The organism is Holdemanella sp. DFI.5.55, from assembly GCF_020593575.1.
Taxonomy (GTDB): domain Bacteria; phylum Bacillota_I; class Bacilli_A; order Erysipelotrichales; family Erysipelotrichaceae; genus Holdemanella; species Holdemanella hominis.
Genome location: NZ_JAJDMK010000213.1, coordinates 1 through 376, shown reverse-complemented (window position 1 = coordinate 376; position 376 = coordinate 1). Strand labels below are relative to the sequence as shown.

Annotated in this window: 1 protein-coding gene and 1 pseudogene; both read left to right on the top strand. The window is 52.1% G+C overall.

The genetic code is table 11. The features are described 5' to 3' along the window. Nucleotides 1-215 (top strand): annotated as a pseudogene (locus LJE08_RS13860) (excinuclease ABC subunit A); the annotation flags it as partial. Continuing rightward, nucleotides 196-376: hypothetical protein (locus LJE08_RS13855; RefSeq protein WP_227403560.1), on the top strand; the 181-nt coding region annotated here is incomplete at its 3' end. The pseudogene LJE08_RS13860 and the gene LJE08_RS13855, both read left to right, overlap by 20 nt.

Below are 376 nucleotides of genomic sequence, written 5' to 3'. Positions count from 1 at the left end.
CCGCGACTCGCTTGGCCGACCGCTATGGCGAGCAGCTCTATCTGTTCAATTCGCCCAAGTACGACATGGTTAAGCTGGAAGACACTGTTGACACCATCCGCAAACGCTTTGGCAAGACGTCAATCATGCGGGCGTCCAGCTTGGAGAAAGGCGGCACGTTTATCGAAAGAAGTCAGTTGGTAGGAGGTCATGCCGGTGGACAAAGCTTGGAATAAAGAAACTGAAAGCGAAAGGATCTGTGAGCGAATCAAGCGTTGCTTTACCAATCGCTGGCGCACTAAGTACTGGGTCTCCGTGGTCTACTATGAGCCGGAGCATGGCTATAATCTGTTTTTCAACATTCAGCCGCGCAACGCCTACAGCCGATCCATACCCA